Raw genomic sequence first — 18,969 nt, forward strand, 5'->3', positions numbered from 1 at the left:
GCCGGAAATCTGTATGTTTTCGCTGGAATAGCTAACAGAAAAGCAGGGGGCAGCTAGGTTGCCCGTGGCCCCGTGGCGCGTTCAGCGAGGAGCCATGTGGACGATCATCAACTGCACGCTTTCCTGGCCGCGGAATTCGTTGACGTCGAGTTTGTAGGCCAGTTCGGCCCAGCGCACGGTGGGGTTGGGCCACTGCTCGCGGTCGATGTTGAAGGCAATGCCATCCAGTTGCAGCGAGCCGCATTCGCTTTTCAGCACCAGCTTCAGGTGACGCTCGCCGACGATCCGCTGCTGCACCAGCTGGAACACCCCGTGGAACATCGGCTCGGGAAAGTGCTGGCCCCAGGGACCGGCCTGGCGCAACGCGCGCGCCAGCTCCAGGTGGAACTCCTGGATGCTCAACTGGCCATCGGAGAGCAGGCGCCCGGCCAGGTCCTCCTCGGCCAGTTGGCGGCGTACTTCGGCATCGAAGGCGGCGGAGAAAGCGCCGAAGTTTTCCTGCGGCAACGATAGTCCGGCAGCCATCGCGTGGCCGCCGAACTTGCTGATCAGCCCGGGATGACGGGCGGCTACCGCGTCCAGCGCGTCGCGGATGTGGAAGCCGGGAATCGACCGTGCCGAGCCTTTCAGGCTGCCGTCGCCGGCATCGGCGAAGGCGATGGTCGGCCGGTGGTAACGCTCCTTCAGGCGCGAGGCGAGGATTCCGATCACGCCCTGGTGCCAGTCGGCGTCGAACAGGCACAAGCCGAACGGCAGTTGCTCCAGGCTCAGCTCCTTGAGCTGCGCCAGCGCCTCGCGCTGCATACCCTGCTCGATGGCCTTGCGGTCCTGGTTCAACTGGTCGAGCTGCACCGCCATGTCGCGGGCCAGCGCTTCGTCGTCGCAGAGCAGGCATTCGATGCCGAGGGACATGTCGTCGAGCCGACCCGCCGCGTTCAGGCGCGGACCGAGGATGAAACCCAGGTCGGTGGAGGTGATCCGTACCGGAGGCCGCCCGGCCACCTCCAGCAGCGCGCGCAAGCCCGGCCGGGCGCGGCCGGCGCGGATGCGCGCGAGGCCCTGGTGGACCAGGATGCGGTTGTTGGCATCGAGCGGCACCACATCGGCGACGCTGCCCAGCGCCACCAGGTCGAGCAGCTCGGCGAGGTTCGGTTCCTTCAGCCCGCGCCGGGCGAACCAGTCCAGCTCGCGCAGGCGCGCCCGCAACGCCAGCATCACATAGAAGATCACCCCGACCCCGGCCATGGCCTTGCTGGGGAATTCGCAGCCCGGCTGGTTGGGGTTGATGATCGCATCCGCCGCCGGCAGTTCCGGGCCAGGCAGGTGGTGGTCGGTGACCAGCACCTTGAGCCCCGCGGCTTTCGCCGCCTGGACGCCGTCCACGCTGGAGATGCCGTTGTCCACCGTCACCAGCAGGTCGGGACGCTTCTCCAGGGCCACGCCGACGATCTCCGGGGTCAGGCCGTAGCCGTACTCGAAGCGGTTCGGCACCAGGTAATCGACCCAGGCCGCGCCGAGCATGCGCAGGGCCAGCACGCCGACGCTGCTGGCGGTGGCGCCGTCGGCGTCGAAGTCGCCGACGATGAGAATCCGCTGGCCGCCCTCCAGGGCGTCCACCAGCAGCGCCACGCCCTCTTCGATGCCTTTCAGCCGCTGGTAGGGAATCAGCCGCGCCAGGCCCTTGTCCAGCTCCTCGGCGCAACGCACGCCACGAGCCGCGTACAGGCGCGCCAGCAATGGCGGAAGGTCGCCGAGATCGGGCAGGGTTTCGGGCAGAGGGCGGGGTTCGATACGCATCAGGTCACTCGTTCGGCTCGACGGAAGGAAACGGCGGCGGCGATCAACGCTCGCCCTGCAGCCACTCCAGCTGCAACTCGTGCTGGCCGTTCTCGTCGGTGACGAACAGGGTGCCCTCGCTGATCATCACGGTCCAGTTGATCGAACGCGGCAGGTCGCGGGACAGGCTCTCCAGGGGTTCCTGGGGCACTGCCGCGACGTTGATGTTCTTCAGGCTGCGCACGCTGTCCAGCACCTTGGTCTGCCAGACCCGCAGGTTGCCATAGGCGAGCAGGCTGAAGCGCTCGCAGCGACGCGAGCACCAAGTGATGCGCTCGGCGTCCGGCTGGCCGACTTCGATCCAGTGCAGGACCCGGCCGTCCAGGCTCTTTTCCCAGAGCGCCGGTTCGTCCACGTCCGACAGGCCACGCCCGAAGGCGATCTGCTCGCCGTACCACAGCACGTAGGCCAGCAAGCGCACGGCCAGGCGCTCCTCGGTCTCGGAGGGGTGCCGGGCCACGGTCAGGCGCAACGTCTCGTAGACCCCGCGGTCCAGGTCGGTGAGGGAAATATCGGCTTTATAGGGCGTGGATTGCAGGGCCATGGGAATACCGGCGTGGGAAGCGAAAGGGCGCAAGTCTAACCTGAAACCCGCCCGCGTGCGGTCCGCCGGCCGACCGCCTGCCCTGCCTTTCTCGCGTCGCTGCCGCTCAGCGCGGGGCGTAGCGGCCCCAGAGTTCCTCGAACTCGCGCCGATAGGCGCCGATCAGCACGGCGTCGTCGGTTACCAGCAGGTTCTCTTCGTTGTTGACGCTGGCGCTGCGGGTCCAGTTGAAACTGCCGTTGAGCAGCCAGGCGCCATCCACCAGGGCGAACTTGTGGTGCATGTGGAAGGGACTGTCGTCGATTCGCAGCGGTACGCCGGCCTCGCGCAGCGCATGGATGTCGCTGCCTTCGTCGAACTGCTTGTCATCGTCGCTGATGATCCGCACCGGAACGCCGCGCCGATGGCAGGCCAGGATTTCCGCACTGAGCTGGTCGTCGGAGATGGTGAACACGCAGATGTCCAGGCTCTGCCTGGCCTGCCGGCACAGTTCGCGGATCTTCCGCCGACACTCCTCGCCGGGACTGAAATAGGCGCTGGCGCGGCTGCGCGGCGGCGCCGCGGTAACCTCCAGGGTGCGCACCACCTGCTCCAGCCACTTCAGGGCGGCTATCCGTTCGCCCTGCTCCTCCAGGAGGACCAGCTCACGCACCAGGTCGAAGGCACGGTTGCGCAGGAAACGCACCTGGTCGGGTGCCAGCTCGCTGCCCAGTTGGCGCAGTTCGTCCCGCTCCTCGTTGCTCAGCTTCAGATCGGCCAGGCTGTCGCGCAGCTGGCGGTCCAATCCGTCGAAGTCCATTTCCCGCTCCTCGTGTCCTCAGGGTTGATCGTTCTCCAGCGGCCTCTGCTCGCCGCCCAGCAACCGGCCCAGTTCGTCGAGGCGGCTGGATATCTCGTTGATGCGGTTGTGCGTGCGCAGGTCGACGTCGATCTTGCGGTCCATCACCTTGATCAGCGGCAGGAAACTGTCCTGCAGGCAGGCGGCAAGGCTCTCCAGCACCTGCTGCACGCCCGGCTGCGCAGGCGCCGTCACCTCGACGTTCAGCGCCGGCGCACCCTGGCCGAGCTGGCGCAATCCAGCCAACAACTCGTCCCAGGGCGCCGGTTGTACCGGCTGGGGTTCGCGAGCCAGGCCACGGACGCTTTCCACAAGGTCGTTGAGCTGCGCAACCAGCCGTCCGCCGACGTCGGCGTCGCTGCCGCCCATGGACTTGTTGCGCAGGAAGTCACGCTTGATCTGCGCCCAGCGCTCGGCCTGCTCGGGGCTCTGGTTGCCGCGCAGTTCGGCGAGCTTCAGCAGGTTCTCCTCGGCTCCGGTGGTCAGCAGTTGCGACTCGCCCTGGTAGTGGTCGGCGATCAGTTGCAGCAGCTCGGCATCGTTCATCACCGCGGAGATCTTCTCCGCCATCTTGTTCATGTTGCGGTAGCTGCCCTGCAGCTTGAACGGCGGCTCGCTGCGGTACTGGTCGGCCTGGGCGGCGCTGGCGATGTACTGCTGGTTGACCTTGAGCACCACGTCGCGCACCTGCATGAGGCGTTGCAGGGTGCTGCTGATCTCGTTGATCTCGGCACCGCTGTAGCCGTGGGCCAGCTCGTTGCTGGAGAACGGCTTGCCCTCGGCCTTGGCGACGAAGCGATAGACGTCGGCCATGTCGCGGGTGGCCAGCGGCGCGAGAACCGGGTTGGAGGTCAGGGCGTTCTCGATGTAGCTGAGGGAGAACGCCTCCTGCATGCCGCTGAGGGTGTCGCCGAGGTTGTAGATGTCGGCGCGGTTGGCGAGCATGTCGGGAATGCGGAAGACCTCGCCGGACTCGGTGTAGGGGTTGCCCGCCATCACCACGCAGAACTTCCGCCCACGCATGTCGTAGGTCTTGGTCCGGCCCTTCCACACCCCTTCCACCCGGCGCGTGCCGTCGCAGAGGGAGATGAACTTCTGCAGGAACTCCGGATGGGTGTGCTGGATGTCGTCGACATAGAGCATCACGTTGTTGCCCATCTCCAGCGCCAGGTTGAGCTTCTCCAGTTCCTGCCGCGAAGTCGCGTCCGGCGCCTGCCCGGGGTCGAGCGAGCGCACCTCGTGGCCGAGGGCAGGACCGTTGATCTTCATGAAGATCAGCCCCAGGCGATGCGCCACGTACTCCATCAGGGTGGTCTTGCCGTAGCCTGGCGGGGAGATCAGCATCAGCAGGCCCATCAGGTCGGTGCGCTTGTTCTCGCCCACCGTCCCCATCTGCTTGGCCAGGTTGTCGCCGATGACACCCAGGTAGACGTCATTGATCAGCTTGTTGCGAACGAACGAGGACAGCGGTCGCGGCTTGAACTCGGCCAGGCGCAATGCCTCGCGCTCGCGTTCGACGATCTCCTGGCGCAGCGCCTGGTAGCGCCGCAGCCCCGGCAGGAATTGCTGGCGATGGCGACGCAGGCGGCCGAAGAAGTCGTCCACCGCCAGCGCCAGGCCGCGTTCGAAGATGCGCGGATGCTCGCCCATCAGGCCGTCGACCTGGAAGCGCAGGTCGACCTCGGTGATCCGTCGTGGCATCTCCTCGTCCAGCAACGAGAGCGCCACCGCCTCGTCCAGGTAGGCCGCCAGCGGCTGGAACTCGGCGTCGCCACATAGTCCGCGCAGCCAGTTGCCGGCCAGTTCCCACTGGGCGGCGGGCCGCTCGCCGAGACGCTCCAGGGTCTGCCGGTAGTCGTCCCATAGACGCGCGCCTTGCAGGCGCAGCTTGAGTCCTTCCTGCAATTGCCGGGCATATTTGCTGAAGGTGAATTCGGGACGCTCGGCGGACAATTCCCAGACCAGGTACTCGGCCGCCTCGTCGATATGCTGCGGGTCCAGCGCGATGGGCTGTTCGGCGAGCAGCGCACGCATCGCCGCGGCCACTTCGCCGCGAAGGGCGAGCAGGCCGTCGTCACGACCGAACATCTGCTGGATGCTGCGGCTGCTGCGTGCCCGCTCGGGCCAGCCGGCGACTTCCCGCTCCTCGCGCCGGCGGCTCCAGAACAGGCTGGCGAAGGCCCGCGCCGAGGGTGCGTAGCGTAGCAGTCCGGCGCTCTCGCGCAACGGCAGCAGGCGAACCAGGATCGCCGCCGCATCGTGGTCGTGAATGCCTTTCTCGTAGCCCTCCTTGTAGCGCGGTGCGGCGAAATCGCGGATCGCCCGCGCCAGCTCGTCCGGCTGCGCCAGCAGCGCCTGCAAGCGCTCCAGGCTGAAGCCATCGCGGCCCGCGTCGGCGGCGGCGAGCACTTCGCCGGCGAGATATTCGGCGCGGTACAGCGTCTCCGATTCGGATTCCAGGTTCACCTGCCAGAACTCGCGCAACTCATCGAGCCGCGGGTCCTGCAGCGGTTCGAGGAAATCGGTGCCGGTCAGGTGCAGGTACAGCGCGTCGCCGCGCGGCATCAGGGTCAGGTCGAGTTCCTGGGTGTTGACGCTGAAGCGGTGGCGCGGGCCCAGGCGGATGACGTCGCCGCCCTCCTCGAACAGCTCGCTCTTGTCGCGCAATGCGCGGACCGCCTGGTCGCGCGCGGCCTTCAGGCGCGCCTCGACGTCGTCGGCCTTGACGCTGTCCTTCAATTCGCGAAGACGTTCGGCCAGTTCGCGCAACTTGAGGATCAGCGGGTCGGCGGCGAAGAACGCGTTCAGTTCCTCCGCCTGGGTGAAGCGCGCGGTGCGTCGTTGCAGGCTGTCGAGGATTCGCCGGGCGGCGTCGAGCAGTCCCTGGGCCTTGCGCTGGCGCTCGTCGAGCAGGGTCTGCTTGTGCGCTTCGAAGGTTTCCAGCAGCTCCTCGCGCTTGGCCAGGATGTCGCCGAGGAACTGCTCATGGTCGCCGAACTGGCTTTCCAGTTCCTCCAGTTGCACCAGCAGACGCGACAGTTGCTCGTCGCAGCGCTCGGGGTCCTGGGCCTGGGCCAGGGCGTTGGTGATGCCCTGGCCGAAGAGTTTGAACTGGGCACCGAACTGGGCCACGGTCTCGCTCGAACCGAGTCCCTTGCGCCGCTGCTCGGCGCGCGCCTTGGCCTGGTTCAGGCGGGCGTAGATCTCCGAGATCGACTCGATGATGCGGGTCCGCTGGGTCGCGTCGTCGATGCGCAGCGAAGCCATCAGCGAGGACAGCATGTCGAGGTCGCCGGCCATCGCCTCCAGGGCCGCCAGCGGCTCGCCGAGCTGGGCCACGGTCTCGGCTTTCTGCGCCTCGCCATCGAGGCTCTGCAGGCGCTCCAGCAAGGGCTGCAGGGCCTGTTCGCTGGCGAGGAAGGTCGCGGTGGCGGCGGCCACCCGCTCGTGGGCCGCGAGCAGTTCGGCCTCCATGGCGTCGAGTCGCGCCACGTCGATGTAGCGGTACTCGCGGATGGTCAGCAGCAACCCACGCTGGGCGGTGATGCCGTTGAGCCCGTCGACGAACTGCTGCACCCGGTCCCAGCCGTCGGGCAGCAAGCCGGAGAGGAGCGCCTTGTGCCGCTCCTCCGCGTCGACCATCGCCTGGGCCGACTGGCGGCGGATACTTTCGACCTTCTCGTACTCGTCGAGCACCAGCTCGGCGGTCGCCGCCACTTCGCGCAACAGCGGCGCCAAGCCGTCCAGTTGGTCGCTGCCGAGCCAGTGGTAGACGTCGAACAGGCGCTGGGTGTTCTGGCACAGCAGCGAGTAGCGCTGGATCGAAACCGCCGGGGTCTCGATCTCCCGGCACAAGTCGTAGAGGTCGGAGACGCCGCGCACCAGCTCGGCATTGCCGATCCGCCCGAGAAAACCGCTACGCGCCGGTTGGCGGGCCGCGTACTCCTCGGTGCAGAACGGCGTCTGCCAGACCTGCATCGGATGGATGCGGGTCGGTTCCTCGCCTTCGGCGGCGAAGATCACCATGCGCCCGTCCTCCAGGCGCGCGTAGCCGTGGCCGAACAGCGGATTCTGCAACTGGCGGTTGATCAGGTTGTAGGTGAGCAGCACGTTCCGCCCCTGCTCGGGATGGTAGAAAACGTACTGCACGTCCTCGCCGTTGGGCGAGCGTACCGAGCGCTTGAAGCGCATGCCTTCCATGGATTGCTCGAAGGTGCGGTACTCGCCGTTCTGCAGGTAGTAGCCGCCGGGGAAGATGATCCCGTGGTCCTCCGGCAACTGGATGCAGGCCAGGCCGATGGCGTCGATGCGCTCGACCTTGCCGGTCAGGCTGTTGAACACCAGGTAGCGCCACTGCTCCTCGCGATAGGGCAGGACCTTGAGCAGCAGCAGGCTGCCGAGGCGGGCGAACTCAACCTGCGCGTCGTCCAGCGACTGGGTCTTGTCCATCACCTCTTCGCGATAGATGCCCAGGCCGACCTCGGTGTTGTTCTCGACCTTGATGGTCAGGTCGCCGCCAATGGTCTCGACGAACAGGGTGTCGAGGATGTTCAGGTGCGGGAAGCGGCCCTCCACCACCATCTCGCGGGTAGCCCGCTGCCATTCGAAGTCGAACGGTGCCGGCAAGGCGATGTCGCGCTCGCCGCGGTTGTCGATGTAGCGGACCTCGCTGCCGTCGCTGGAGATCGACCAGCGGAACACGCGGATGTCGGTGATCCGCTCGCCGATCTGGAAGCTGGCCAGCAGCTTGCCGTCGCGGATCGCCAGTTGCAGCAGGCGGGTGTTCTTGTAGTAGGTGTAAAGCTCGTTGAAGTCGTTGACGAAGCCCGGCGCGGCGAGAAAGCTGTCCCCCAGTGGCACAGGCTCCGCCTCGTAGCCTTCGCTGCCCTCCACCAGGCGGTAGAGGGAGAACACGTCGGCCACGCCGGTTTCCTTGCGCAGGCCGATGAACACGTTGTAGCCGAACAGCAGGCAATCGCCGACCTGGACGATATCGCGGGCGATGCAGTTGTTCTCGGTACGGATGCGGACCCGGCCGATCACATCCATCTGGCTGTCGCCGAACTCCTCCAGGCGACTGGCGTTGAGCCTTTCGGCGGTCTGCCGCAGGCGCTGGCCCTGCTCCAGCAGGCGCTTGTGCAGCACCTCGTAGGCGCCGCCCTCGGCAACGGCCTTGTCCAATACGTCCTGCGCGGGAGTTGCGGCTTGAGTGTCCGACATCCTGGTCTTCCTGGGTCTACGGCGGTCATCGATGGAAACCGGCCCGAGCGGCCTGCCCCGGGCGCAGCCAACAGGCCACGCCAGGGGCTGCGCCGCTCAGGGCGCGGGCGGAACGCCTCCGCAGTTGGCGGAGGAGGCTGCGGGTCGACTCAGACTTCCGCCGCCGGCTCGTTCTCGTGGCCGCTCTTGCGTTCCGGCATCACCGCAGCGGCTGCGCCACGGCCGTTGAGCAGGCGGGCGAGGACGTCCTGCACCACCGGGCTCTTGCCGACCACACCTTCGATGGCCTTGCCCACCGACAGCGACTTGGCGAAGGAGTTGAAGAAGTCGCCCTCGCCGCCGACGATCTCGATGTTCGCCTTGCCCAGCGCGGTGGCGAGCACCTCGGCCTGCTCCTTGGCGATGTCCTTGTTCGCGGCGATGGCCGCCATGGCCTCCTCGAAGCTCTTCTCCAGCTGCATGCGGAACTCTTCGTGCTGGCGAGCGCTGTCGCTGAGGGCATCCAGGGCGCCGAACTTCTTGCCAAGCCCCTCGGCCTCGGCATTCAGGCGCTGCAGCAGTACTTCCGCTTCCGCGCTGCCCTGGTCCTTGGTGGCCTTGGCCTTGGCCGCGCCGAGCTGCTCCTCGCCGCGCGCCTGGGCGCCGAGCTTCTCGGCCAGCACCTTGGCTTCGGCCAGGCCGTCCTTCTCCTTGGCCGCGGCCTGCGCCTCGAGCACCCGGGCGTCGGCCAGGCCGCGCTCCTCGTCGCCCCTGGCTTCGGCGATCAGTTGTTCGGCACGTACCCGCGCCGCTGCCAAGCCATCCTTTTCCTTCGCCGCGGCGGTGACTTCCAGCACCCGCGCATCGGCCAGGCCCGGCGCTGCGCGCTCGGCCTCGATGCCCTCGGCCAGACGCTTCTTCGCCTCGGCCTGCTTCGACGCCGCTTCCAGCTCGGCCTGCGCCATGGTGTTGATTTCCACCGCCTTGTGCTTGGAGCGGGCCTCGTCGGCTTCCGCCTGCTTGACCTGGCGTACCAGCTCCTGCTCGGCTTCCGCCTGGGCCTGCAGCAGGATCACCTGCTTGACCCGCTCGGCCTCGGAAACCTCGCGCACCTCCTTGATCCGCTCCTCCTCCTGGGCCACGGTCTTTTCCACCGCGACGCGCTCGCGAATCACATTGGCGATGTTCTTGCGCTGCTCTTCCAGCGCCTTTTCCTTCTCGATCTTCTGCAGCTCCACCTCACGCTCGCGGGCGACGATCTCCAGGTCCTTGGCGCGGGTGACCTTCTCCACCTCGATGACCACCGCGCGCTGGCGGTTCTGCTGCGCCACCTCGACCTCGCGCTGGTGGTTCTCGGTGCGCACGTCGATTTCCTGCTGCGCCTGGATCCGCGCCTGCTCGGCCTTCAGCCGCTCCTCTTCCTTGACCCGCGCGGTTTCCGCTTCCTCGCGGGCACGGATGGTCTCGATCTCGCGCTTCTGCCGGGCCTCGGCGTCAGCCTGCTGGCGCTCCAGGGCCAGGGCCGCCTCGCGGGTCTCGACGTTCTTCTTCTTGATCGCCAGCTCTTCGTTGCGCTCCAGTTCGTTGGTGATGACGTTCTGGGTGGCGGTCAGCTCGGTGATCTTGCGGATGCCCTCGGCATCAAGGATGTTGCTCGGGTCCAGCGAGTTCTTCGCGGTCTGCTCCAGGTAGTCGATGGCGACGTCTTCCAGGACGTAGCCGTTCAGGTCGTTGCCGATCACCTCGATGATGCGGTCACGGAAGTCCTGGCGATTCTCGAACAGCTGGACGAAGTCGAACTGCTTGCCGACGGTCTTCAGCGCCTCGGAGAACTTGGCATTGAACAGCTCGTTCACCGCCGAACGGTCGGAAGCACGGTCGACGCCGATGGCCTTGGCCACCTTGAGCACGTCGTCCTGGGTCTCGTTGACCCGCAGGTAGAAGGCAACGGTGATGTCCGCGCGCATGTTGTCGCGGCAGATCAGGCCGTCCTTGCCGCGCCGGTCGACCTCCAGGGTGATCAGCGAGATGCGCATGAACTCCTTCAGGTGGATCACCGGATAGACCAGCGCACCGGTGAAATGCACCTTGGGCGTCGACGACATGTCGTTGACGATCAGCGCGGTGCCTTGCGGGACCTTGATGTAGAAGGCCTTGAACAGGGCCAGCAGGCCCACGACCAGCAGAACGACCAGGCCCACTCCCAGCAGGAGGGGCATCAGCGACGTCATATCCATAGCAGCAGTTCTCCTTGATTCTCACCGAGCCCGGGTCAGATACCGCGGAACTCTTCCTCGGTAACGACCCGATAGGCGTGCTCCGCCTCCAGGTACTCCAGCAGCACGACGCGATCGCCGCGCTTGAAGCCTTTGTTTTCTTCCGCACGAACTTTCAGGATCAGCCCGGCGCCGCCGTCTTCCAGCAACGCCTCGCCATGTTGCAGGGTGACCCGCCCGCTGCGCACCACCGCGACCTGGCCCAGCACCGACTTGCTGCTGGTGCTTTCCAGCTTGCGGAACAGCGGCCGCAACGGCCGGCACAGCGTGGCCGCCAGCGGCGCCGCCAGGAACAGCGCGCCCACCGCCACCACGGCGCCCAACGGGTAGCGCAGCCAGCCGAGCGGCAATGCGCTGAGCAGCCACAGCTGGACGAAGTAGCAGAGGAACCAGGCGAAGAAGGACAGCAGGGTCAGCACCAGGGTGACCGGTACGCCGTTGAGTTTCAGCTTCGCCAGCAGCGCGGCGAGGCCTTCGGCCTGGCCGGCGCCATCGACGACCGACTCGGCGTCGAGATCGAGCACATCGATCTCGACCATGCCCAGGGCGACGATGCCCCAGTAGATGATCGCTAGGATCAGAAGAAAGCTGAACAGCACGGTCGGGAACGACAGCGCCGTCTGCAGGAAACCTTCCATTGTCGCTCTATCCCTGAAAAACGGGCCCGGACGCCTTCGCCGGGCCGCGGGCCTATCAGGCCTTGCCCTTTTCCTTCAGGCGCGCCAGCACGCCATCCACGCTGTTGCCCGAGGCCTTGATCCCAGCCGCGCGCAGCTTGGCGTCCAGCGCATCGTCCGGCGCCGCCGCGCTGGCCAGTTCGGCCGCGGCATCCATGGTCGCCGCGCGTTCGGCCTGGCGCTGCTTGATCCGCTCCAGGGAGTCCACCGCGGTCTGCAGCTTGCTCTTCGAGTTGCCGTAGCGCTGGGCAACGGCCATCTGCGCCTTCTGCACGCTCTCGGTGGCCTTGACCGTATCCACCTGTTGCTTGAGCTGGCGGATGTTGCCCTCGGCCTGGCTCACCGACTTGCGCAACTGGGCTACGCTGGCGGCGAATTCCGCGACCTGGGCACGCTCGCCCTCGAGCTGGTTCTCCAGGGTCGCGATCTTCTCCGCGACCTCCCGGGCCAGCTCCTCGTTGCCGGCCTCCAGTGCCTTGATCGCGTATTGCTCGTACTCGGCGACCTGGGCCGCGCCCTTCTCGACGCGCTCCTGGGCCAGGCGGTGGCCGGCCATGATCGAGGCCAGCGCTTCCCGCGACTTGCGCAGTTCGACGTCGGCGTCGCGGATCTCCTGGTCGAGGATGCGCAGCGCCTGGCTGTCGACGATCGCCTCGCCAACCTCGTTGGCTCCGCCGCGCAGGGCGCTCAGCAGCTTGCTCCATACCGTCATGATGGTGTCCTCCCTCAGGCCCGGGCTTTCAGGTAGCCGGCGTAGACTTCCGTGGCGCGGATCACGTTGCCGGCCAGGGTTTCGATTTCGTGCAGCACGCTGGCCAGCGACGAAGTCGTGCTCAACGCGCCGAACATGCTGTAGCAGCGCTCCTCGCCCGGCAGGTTGAGCAGGCCGATGCTCGACAGCGGGAACAGTTGCCGGCTGAGCAGGACCTCTTCGTTGAAGGCGGTTGCGTCGGTAACGTCGCTTTCCGGCCAGAGCAGCGCCTCGACGATGATCTGCTCGCCCTGGGGCGCGACGAACACCGGCAGGTCGCCGTATTCGCGCATGATCACATAGAGACTCGCTTCCGCCCCCTCGATCAGCTCGATCTGGGCCTCGCCGCTGCTGAACAGCTCGGTGCCGCTCAGGGCCTCGGCCAGCGAGCGAGCGTTCCATACCCGGGCTTCCGTCATGTCTTCCTCCTTCTCCAAATGAGCCGCTCCGGCAGCCGGGCGACGCAGCATCCGCTCGATGCCGGCGAGCGCCGCGGCGTTCTCCGGCAAGATCCAGACTTCCTTCTTCACCAGGCCCTGCTCGCGCAGGCGCTGGCGAAAGACACGCTGATAATGGGCTGATGATTTCCGTTGCATGGACTCACACTACGAGATCACATGTAATATTTCAACAGCTCACATGTAATAAAATCCAACGCACGCGCATATCTACGCCGGGCCGGCCGGAGCATGGAAAAGAAACACGGGGAGGAAAGAGAGAAAGAAATGGCACGAGGGGCCTCCCTGGCTCGGTGTCTGGCGCGCTACATCCTGTATCGACTCCCGCATTAAACCCTCTATGCAAAAGGAATTGAAGGACCGCCGGGCATATCGGGAAAAAACGGGAAACGTCTCACCCTACCGCGGCACCCGCCCGCACCGCCGGCAAATGCTCTAGGCTATGCGCACACTGCAGCCTGACGGACACCGCATGGAACATTCGCCCAAACCGCTGGCCGGCCTGAAGGTGGTCGAGCTCGGCACCCTGATCGCCGGCCCTTTCGCCTCGCGGATCTGCGCCGAGTTCGGCGCCGAAGTGATCAAGATCGAGTCGCCCGACGGCGGCGATCCACTGCGCAAGTGGCGCAAGCTCTACGAAGGCACCTCGCTGTGGTGGTTCGTTCAGGCACGCAACAAGAAATCCCTGACCCTCAATCTCAAGCACGTCGAAGGCCAGGCGATCCTGAAACGCCTGCTCGGCGATGCCGACATCCTGATCGAGAACTTCCGCCCCGGCGTACTGGAAAAGCTCGGCCTGGGCTGGGATGTCCTCCACGCGCTGAACCCGCGCCTGGTGATGGTGCGCCTGTCGGGCTTCGGCCAGACCGGCCCCTACAAGGACCAGCCGGGCTTCGGCGCGGTCGGCGAGTCGATGGGCGGACTGCGCTACATTACCGGCTTCGAGGACCGCCCGCCGGTTCGCACCGGGATTTCCATCGGCGACTCGATCGCCGCCCTGTGGGGCGTGATCGGCGCGCTGATGGCGCTGCGACACCGCGAGGTCAACGGCGGCGAGGGACAGATGGTCGACGTCGCCCTCTACGAGGCGATCTTCGCCATGATGGAAAGCATGGTTCCGGAATTCGACGTGTTCGGTTTCATCCGCGAGCGCACCGGCAACATCATGCCGGGCATCACCCCCTCCTCCATCCACACCAGCGCCGATGGCCGCCACGTACAGATCGGCGCCAACGGCGACGCGATCTTCCGCCGCTTCATGCAGGCCATCGGCCGCGACGACCTGGCCAGCGACCCGCAACTGGCCAGCAACGACGGGCGCGATGCGCGCCGCGACGAACTCTATGGGGTTATCGACCGCTGGGTCGCCTCGCAGCCCCTGGAGGAAGTGCTGGCGGTGCTGGCGCGAGCCGAAGTCCCGGCCAGCCGAATCTACTCCGCCGAAGACATGTTCCGCGATCCGCAATTCCTTGCCCGCGAGATGTTCCTCTCGGCACGCTTGCCGGACGGCAAGCCATTCCGCATGCCTGGCATCGTGCCCAAGCTGTCCGCCACGCCAGGCTCGGCGGATTGGGTAGGCCCGGAACTGGGCGAGCATACCGATGCCCTGCTCGCCGAGCTGGGCTACGACAGCGAGGGCATCGCCGCCCTGCGCCGGGAAGGCGCCATCTGAACGGTACGCGGAGCCCTTCATCGGTGCTCCGCGGACAGGGCGGCCCCTCTCCCCTATCCAGCCAGGGAGAGGGGGTTATCCGCACGCTTCCACGAGCATGGCGCCATCCGGCAAGAGCCGCTGCACCGGCGCGCGCCTTCGGCCTGACCGCCCGATGCGCAACGCGCCCTCGAACGAGACGGTGCTAGCGCGACGAATACAGCAGCACGTGATCCCGCTCGCGGAAGGTCGCCAGCACGTCTTCCTCCATCCGCCCGACCAGCACCTGCAATTCCCGGCGAATGGTCTGCACGGCATCCTCGAGATAGCTTTCGTCGTTCAACTGCACCTTGGCGATGACCCGCTGCAACAGGGTTTCCCCCTGCGGATCGACCAGCGTGACCACCCGTCCGCCATCGGGCCGGGGCTGGCTGAGGGTGAAGGGATGGGGAGCGAAGGCATCGGCCAGTCGTTGCTTCAGGCTGTCCAAATCAGGTCTCCTGTTTCGACGAATAAGACTCGTCAAAGACCGAAAAAACGCGAATAGGGTTCGTCGATGCAAGCATTTACCGGACTAACGGCAGCATCTGGCGAAAGGCCACGTGCCGGCGCAAATAGCCATTCGAGCCGAACCAGGCCAACGCAACGATCAGCCCGCTATAAGGGAAGCACCGGGAAAAACTCCAACCATCCCACCCTCGCGCAACGCCTTCACCTGCTTGAAATTGCAGTATCCGGCGCGTCCGTCAGGCAGTAACAACGAGACTTCCCCCTGCGCATCGAACAGCGAGGATCTCATGACTGCCTTCGCATCCCCCCGCGGCGCCTGGCGCGCCTTCATCCTCGCGCTGGCATTCGCCGCCGGCACGGCACAGGGCTCGCTGCTGTTCGGCGCCGTCGGCCTGGCCAACGACCAGTACGCGCGTCCGGTCGCCGACACCGAGATCGCCAGCACCGCCGTGCTCGCCGATTGTCGTGGCTTCGTCGGGACCATCGCCAGGATCGTCCTGCTGGACGGCTCGATCCGCTGCAACGAGGCTTTTCCCTATGGCTTCGCCAGCCCGATCAGTACCAGCGTCTACTATCCGGCGGACATCGCCGCGTCCGACGCCAAGCTTCCGGTCATCACTTTCGTCGGCGGCATACTTTCCAACGCCGGCAACTATCACGAACTAATGAAACTGTGGGCCAGCCACGGCTTCATCGTGGTGATCTCCTCCGACTTCATCAATTCCTTCCCGCTGATGCACGCCCTCGGCATCCTCGAGGTCGCGAAACTGGACAGGGACCCGACCTCGGCCCTGCATGGCAGGGCCGACTTTTCCCGGACCCTGGTCGCCGGGCACTCCGCCGGCGGCCAGGCCACGCTGCAGAGCGCCAGCCTCTCTGCACAAGCCCTGCAATTCATCGAGCCACGGTTGAAGCTGGTCGGCGCCCTGCCGATCGAGCCAGGCCCCCTGGCCATCGGTTCCACGGTAAAGACCCCGACCCTGCTGCTGACCGGACTGGCCGATGTGGTCGTGCCGCCACTCAGTTGGCCGATCCTCTGGCAGGGCCCGTTGATCCGCGACGTGCCCGCCTGGGGCGCCACGGCCACCACGGCGACCCACTTCAGCCCGCTGCGACAGATCGAGTACAACGAGTTCGCCGGCATCAGCGTCGCCTGGGCGCTGTACCAGGGAAAGAACGATGCCCAGGCCCGCGACTATTTCGTCGGGCGCTACTACAAGCTGGCCAGCGACATCCAGTTCAACGATCCGCTGAGACTGCTCCGCCCCTCGCGCAACAAACTCGCCGCCGCCCTTTGAGAAGACATGAAAAAGCCCGCCATCAAGGCGGGCTTCTTCCTTTCACGACAGGCTCAGAGCGGCTTGCCGCGATTGCCGTGCTGGCTGACGAAGGCCTGTACCTTGGCCAGCTCGTTCGGCAATACGGTGCAGCGCTCCTCGCGCTCGAACAGGTCGGCGAGGTGCGCAGGCAGCGCCGGCGCCTGGCCGATGCCGGCCTTCTCCACCGCTTCGGGGAACTTGACCGGGTGCGCAGTGCCCAGGGTCACCATCGGCACGCTCAGGCTGCGCCGGCATTCGCGGGCGGCACGCACGCCAATGGCGGTGTGCGGGTCGAGCAACTCGCCACAGGAGCGGTATACCTCGGCGATGGTCTCGCAGGTCTGCTCGTCGCTGACCGCCAGGGAGTCGAACAGCTTGCGCGCCTCGGTCCAGCGCTGGTCTTCCACCGACAGCTTGCCGCTGGCCTTGAAGGCATCCAGCAGTTCGGCGACGGCCTTGCCGTTGCGGCCGTGCAGGTCGAACAGCAGGCGTTCGAAGTTGGACGAGACCATGATATCCATCGACGGCGACAGCGAGGGATGCAGGGTGTCCTTGTCGTAGCGGTTGCCGCTCATGAAGCGGTGCAGGATGTCGTTGCGGTTGGTCGCGACGATCAGTTGGCTGACCGGCAGGCCCATGTTGCGCGCCAGGTAGCCGGCAAAGATGTCGCCGAAGTTGCCGGTCGGCACCGAGAACGCCACCGAGCGATGCGGCGCGCCGAGCTGCAGCGCGGCATGGAAGTAGTAGACGATCTGGGCCATGATCCGCGCCCAGTTGATCGAGTTCACCGCTACCAGGCGGGTACCCTTGAGGAAGCCCTGGTCGGCGAAGCTGGCCTTGACCATCTCCTGGCAGTCGTCGAAGTTGCCTTCGATGGCGATGTTGTGGATGTTGTCGCCGAGGATGGTGGTCATCTGCCGGCGCTGCACCTCGGACACGCGGTTGTGCGGGTGCATGATGAAGATGTCGACGTTGTCGCAACGGCGGCAGCCTTCGATGGCCGCGGAGCCGGTATCGCCGGAGGTGGCCCCCATGATCACCACGCGCTCGCCGCGCTTGGCCAGCACATGGTCGAGCAGGCGGCCGAGCAGTTGCAGGGCGAAGTCCTTGAAGGCCAGGGTCGGGCCGTGGAACAGCTCCAGCACCCATTCGTTGCCGTTCAACTGGCGCAGCGGCGCCACTGCGTCATGGGCGAAGACGCCATAGGTTTCCTCGAGGATCTTCTTGAAGTCGGCATCGGCGATGCTGCCGGCGACGAACGGGCGCATCACCCGGAAGGCCAGCTCGTGGTAGGGCAGGCCGACCCAGGAGGCGATCTCCTCGAGGGTGAAGCGTGGCAGGTTTTCCGGGACGTAGAGGCCGCCGTCGCTGGCCAGGCCGGCGAGGAGGACATCTTCGAAGTTCAGGGCGGGCGCTTGGCCGCGGGTGCTGATGTAACGCATGTTCAAAACCTTCGCTGTTGACGCGGGCCCGCGAGCGGCGCCCGGCGTTCGATCAATTCAGTTGTTCGACACGGATGCGGACCACCGGCCCGGACACGCCTTCCAGCGCTTCCAGGGCGGCGATGGCATCGTTGATGCGTTGTTCGATGACCCGGTGGGTAACCAGGATCATCGGCACCAGGCCGTCCTGTTCCTCGGCCTCCTTCTGCATGATCGATTCGATGTTGATGCCGCGCTCGGACAGGATGGTGGCCACCTGGGCCAGTACGCCCGGGTGGTCCTTGGCCTGGATGCGCAGGTAGTAGGCGCTTTCGCAGGCTTCGATCGGCAGGATCGGGTGGTCGGACAGCGCGTCCGGCTGGAACGCCAGGTGCGGTACGCGGTTCTCCGGATCGGAGGTCATGGCGCGGACCACGTCGACGAGGTCGGCCACCACCGAGGAAGCGGTCGGCTCCATTCCGGCACCGGCGCCGTAGTAGAGGGTCGAGCCGACGGCGTCGCCGTTGACCATCACCGCGTTCATCACGCCGTTGACGTTGGCGATCAGGCGATCCGAGGGAATCAGGGTCGGGTGCACGCGCAGCTCGAAGCCGCTCTCGGTGCGACGCGCCACGCCCAGGTGCTTGATGCGATAGCCGAGGGCGTCGGCGTAGTTGACGTCGGCGCTGGTCAGTTTCGAGATGCCTTCGGTGTAGGCCTTGTCGAACTGCAGCGGAATGCCGAAGGCGATCGAGGCGAGGATGGTCAGCTTGTGGGCGGCGTCGATGCCTTCCACGTCGAAGGTCGGGTCGGCCTCGGCATAGCCCAGGGCCTGGGCCTCGGCGAGCACGTCGGGGAAGGTACGGCCCTTCTCGCGCATTTCGCTGAGGATGAAGTTGCCGGTACCGTTGATGATCCCGGCCAGCCAGTTGATGCGGTTGGCCGACAGCCCCTCGCGGATCGCCTTGATCACCGGGATGCCGCCGGCGACAGCGGCCTCGAAGGCGACGATCACGCCCTTCTCGCGGGCCTTGGCGAAGATCTCGTTGCCGTGCACGGCGATCAGCGCCTTGTTCGCGGTGACCACGTGCTTGCCGTTCTCGATGGCCTTGAGCACCAGCTCGTGGGCCAGGGTGTAGCCGCCGATCAACTCGACGACCACGTCGATCTCGGGATTGCACGCTACGTCGAAGATATCGGCGGTGATGGGAGTCGCACCGGTATCGCACTTCGGGTTCGGCCGGCGGGCGGCGATCTGCGCAACCTCGATACCGCGCCCGGCACGGCGGGCAATCTCCTCGGCGTTGCGTTTGAGTACATTGAAGGTACCGCCACCGACGGTCCCCAACCCACAGATGCCTACTTTGACCGGTTTCACGCTGGAACTCCCCATCTCACCTACGACGGCCGGACGCGCCGGCCTGCTATGGTTCCCCGAGCGAATCGAGGTTGACGCGACCACTGTACGGGCCACGACACATCCTGGCGA

13 protein-coding genes are annotated in these 18,969 nt (G+C 66.2%); 2 read left to right on the forward strand and 11 right to left on the reverse strand.

The window, feature by feature from the left end:
- Nucleotides 1-81 precede the first annotated feature (81 nt).
- The 8 genes from recJ to HMPREF3014_RS28195 all read right to left on the reverse strand — a co-directional run bounded on the left by recJ (nt 82) and on the right by HMPREF3014_RS28195 (nt 12,717).
- Nucleotides 82-1,797 carry a single-stranded-DNA-specific exonuclease RecJ gene (gene recJ / locus HMPREF3014_RS28160; RefSeq protein ID WP_003100681.1) on the reverse strand — a complete coding sequence of 572 codons (1,716 nt, stop codon included), beginning with the start codon at nt 1,795-1,797 and terminating at the stop codon, nt 82-84.
- 43 nt (nt 1,798-1,840) lie between these two features.
- A complete protein-coding gene (locus HMPREF3014_RS28165) occupies nt 1,841-2,380 on the reverse strand; it encodes a YaeQ family protein (RefSeq protein WP_003092594.1) in 540 nt (179 codons plus the stop codon).
- Nucleotides 2,381-2,486: 106 nt separating this feature from the next.
- Nucleotides 2,487-3,179, reverse strand: a complete 693-nt coding sequence (locus HMPREF3014_RS28170) for a phospholipase D-like domain-containing protein (protein ID WP_003100680.1) — start codon at nt 3,177-3,179, stop codon at nt 2,487-2,489.
- An 18-nt stretch (nt 3,180-3,197) separates the two neighbouring features.
- Nucleotides 3,198-8,438 (reverse strand): DNA repair ATPase, encoded by a 5,241-nt coding sequence (locus tag HMPREF3014_RS28175; protein ID WP_003143198.1) that lies wholly within the window; start codon nt 8,436-8,438, stop codon nt 3,198-3,200.
- Between the two features lie 149 nt (nt 8,439-8,587).
- Complete coding sequence (locus HMPREF3014_RS28180) at nt 8,588-10,654, reverse strand: flotillin family protein (protein WP_003119319.1); 2,067 nt, start codon at nt 10,652-10,654, stop codon at nt 8,588-8,590.
- A 35-nt stretch (nt 10,655-10,689) separates the two neighbouring features.
- Nucleotides 10,690-11,331 (reverse strand): hypothetical protein, encoded by a 642-nt coding sequence (locus HMPREF3014_RS28185; protein ID WP_003100672.1) that lies wholly within the window; start codon nt 11,329-11,331, stop codon nt 10,690-10,692.
- Between the two features lie 55 nt (nt 11,332-11,386).
- Nucleotides 11,387-12,082 (reverse strand): PspA/IM30 family protein, encoded by a 696-nt coding sequence (locus HMPREF3014_RS28190; protein WP_009876945.1) that lies wholly within the window; start codon nt 12,080-12,082, stop codon nt 11,387-11,389.
- A gap of 14 nt (nt 12,083-12,096) precedes the next feature.
- Nucleotides 12,097-12,717 (reverse strand): biofilm formation regulator BacA, encoded by a 621-nt coding sequence (locus HMPREF3014_RS28195; RefSeq protein ID WP_003092612.1) that lies wholly within the window; start codon nt 12,715-12,717, stop codon nt 12,097-12,099.
- 304 nt (nt 12,718-13,021) lie between these two features.
- On the opposite strand from HMPREF3014_RS28195, the gene HMPREF3014_RS28200 reads away from it, so the two are divergent.
- On the forward strand, nt 13,022-14,251 hold the full coding sequence (locus HMPREF3014_RS28200) for a CaiB/BaiF CoA transferase family protein (RefSeq protein ID WP_020989247.1): 1,230 nt from the start codon (nt 13,022-13,024) through the stop codon (nt 14,249-14,251).
- A gap of 184 nt (nt 14,252-14,435) precedes the next feature.
- Here the strand turns inward: HMPREF3014_RS28200 and HMPREF3014_RS28205 are convergent, their stop codons facing one another.
- Nucleotides 14,436-14,720 (reverse strand): DUF3509 domain-containing protein, encoded by a 285-nt coding sequence (locus tag HMPREF3014_RS28205; RefSeq protein ID WP_003092618.1) that lies wholly within the window; start codon nt 14,718-14,720, stop codon nt 14,436-14,438.
- A 112-nt stretch (nt 14,721-14,832) separates the two neighbouring features.
- Here HMPREF3014_RS28205 and HMPREF3014_RS28210 point away from each other — a divergent pair, with 112 nt between their 5' ends.
- On the forward strand, nt 14,833-16,038 hold the full coding sequence (locus tag HMPREF3014_RS28210) for a poly(ethylene terephthalate) hydrolase family protein (protein WP_025982363.1): 1,206 nt from the start codon (nt 14,833-14,835) through the stop codon (nt 16,036-16,038).
- Nucleotides 16,039-16,091: 53 nt separating this feature from the next.
- Here the strand turns inward: HMPREF3014_RS28210 and thrC are convergent, their stop codons facing one another.
- Together thrC and HMPREF3014_RS28220 are read right to left on the reverse strand one after the other, a co-directional pair.
- Complete coding sequence (gene thrC, locus HMPREF3014_RS28215; RefSeq protein ID WP_003092622.1) at nt 16,092-17,501, reverse strand: threonine synthase; 1,410 nt, start codon at nt 17,499-17,501, stop codon at nt 16,092-16,094.
- 52 nt (nt 17,502-17,553) lie between these two features.
- Complete coding sequence (locus HMPREF3014_RS28220; protein ID WP_003100657.1) at nt 17,554-18,858, reverse strand: homoserine dehydrogenase; 1,305 nt, start codon at nt 18,856-18,858, stop codon at nt 17,554-17,556.
- Nucleotides 18,859-18,969: the final 111 nt, after the last annotated feature.

Source organism: Pseudomonas sp. HMSC065H01, from assembly GCF_001815235.1.
In the GTDB taxonomy this organism is placed as follows: domain Bacteria; phylum Pseudomonadota; class Gammaproteobacteria; order Pseudomonadales; family Pseudomonadaceae; genus Pseudomonas; species Pseudomonas aeruginosa.

Coding starts and splice junctions, on each gene's coding strand:
- HMPREF3014_RS28190 (WP_009876945.1), bottom strand. CDS start 12,082: ATGACGGTATGGAGCAAGCTGCTGAGCGCCCTGCGCGGCGGAGCCAAC.
- recJ (WP_003100681.1), bottom strand. CDS start 1,797: ATGCGTATCGAACCCCGCCCTCTGCCCGAAACCCTGCCCGATCTCGGC.
- HMPREF3014_RS28195 (WP_003092612.1), bottom strand. CDS start 12,717: ATGCAACGGAAATCATCAGCCCATTATCAGCGTGTCTTTCGCCAGCGC.
- HMPREF3014_RS28180 (WP_003119319.1), bottom strand. CDS start 10,654: ATGGATATGACGTCGCTGATGCCCCTCCTGCTGGGAGTGGGCCTGGTC.
- HMPREF3014_RS28175 (WP_003143198.1), bottom strand. CDS start 8,438: ATGTCGGACACTCAAGCCGCAACTCCCGCGCAGGACGTATTGGACAAG.
- thrC (WP_003092622.1), bottom strand. CDS start 17,501: ATGCGTTACATCAGCACCCGCGGCCAAGCGCCCGCCCTGAACTTCGAA.
- HMPREF3014_RS28185 (WP_003100672.1), bottom strand. CDS start 11,331: ATGGAAGGTTTCCTGCAGACGGCGCTGTCGTTCCCGACCGTGCTGTTC.
- HMPREF3014_RS28165 (WP_003092594.1), bottom strand. CDS start 2,380: ATGGCCCTGCAATCCACGCCCTATAAAGCCGATATTTCCCTCACCGAC.
- HMPREF3014_RS28200 (WP_020989247.1), top strand. CDS start 13,022: ATGCGCACACTGCAGCCTGACGGACACCGCATGGAACATTCGCCCAAA.
- HMPREF3014_RS28170 (WP_003100680.1), bottom strand. CDS start 3,179: ATGGACTTCGACGGATTGGACCGCCAGCTGCGCGACAGCCTGGCCGAT.